Raw genomic sequence first — 1,048 nt, 5'->3', positions numbered from 1 at the left:
CAGGAGGCACATGCAACGCCGCGATTTCATCGCGATTCTTGGCGGCACAACGGCGTTTTGGCCGCTTGGCGCACGCGCACAACAATCGCCGGAACGTGTTGCGCGCATCGCCTTTTTGGGACCAGGAAGCTCATCAACCCTCAGCTCGAACCACATAGATGCCTTCAAGCAAGGACTACTTGAGAATGGTTTGGTGGAGGGGCGTAATCTCACCGTGGACTATGTCTGGGCGGATGGCCGAGCGGAGAGATTGCGCCAGCTCGCAGAAGACCTTGCGAAGCGCAATCTCGATATCATCGTGACTGTCGGTGCACAGCCGGTGCTCGCGCTGATGGCAACACGAATGGCAACGCCGATCGTTTTTGCGATCGTCGGAGACCCGATTGCAAGTGGCGTTGTTAAGAGCCTCGCGCGTCCGGGGGGGTAGCGCGACTGGACTGTCTATGTCGAATGCTGATCTGGAGACCAAACGCATCGAAGTGCTGAAGGAAGTTGTCCCGGCTATTACGCGGCTGATGATATTGCACCATTCGAGCATTCTTCCCGCCACGGTGGCGGAGGCAGTGGCTGCGGCCCGTGCATTGGCAGTCGAGCCGGATATCGTCGAAGCAAGCTATCCTGACCAATTTGAGCAGACGTTCGAGCGGGCAATCGGGCGCGGCGTCAATGGGATGGCGACGATGGCTTCGCCTTTCCTGAATTTTTGGCGCACGCAGTTGATCGAACTCGCCACTCGTCATCACCTGCCCTCGGTTTGGGAAGCGGCTGCTTATGTCGGTGATGGCGGGTTGCTATCTTATGGGCCGAGTTTCCCGGATATGTTTCGCCGGTCTGCGGGATATGTTGCGAAGATCCTGAGTGGAGCCAGGCCCGCCGATCTACCAGTTGAGCAACCCATCCGGTTCGTACTCGCGGTCAACCTCAAGACCGCGAAGTCGCTCGGCATAGCTATCCCGCCGACGCTTCTTGCTCGCGCCGACGAGGTGATTGAATAGGCGGGCTGCTTGCTGCGGCGCATGAGTCCGAGTTTGGCATCTTTGAGACATGC

Annotated in this window: 2 protein-coding genes; both read left to right on the top strand. The window is 58.5% G+C overall.

Going from position 1 to position 1,048, the window contains the following annotated elements; genetic code table 11:
* Positions 1-427 (top strand): ABC transporter substrate binding protein (locus JQ641_RS37710; protein ID WP_283815275.1); only part of this gene is annotated, 427 nt, incomplete at its 5' end.
* A 16-nt stretch (positions 428-443) separates the two neighbouring features.
* Complete coding sequence (locus JQ641_RS37705; protein WP_212002413.1) at positions 444-995, top strand: ABC transporter substrate binding protein; 552 nt, start codon at positions 444-446, stop codon at positions 993-995.
* Positions 996-1,048: the final 53 nt, after the last annotated feature.

The sequence above is a fragment of the Bradyrhizobium sp. JYMT SZCCT0180 genome, from assembly GCF_018130165.1.
Classification (GTDB): Bacteria; Pseudomonadota; Alphaproteobacteria; order Rhizobiales; family Xanthobacteraceae; genus Bradyrhizobium.
This window is presented reverse-complemented; position numbering and strand designations above follow the sequence as displayed.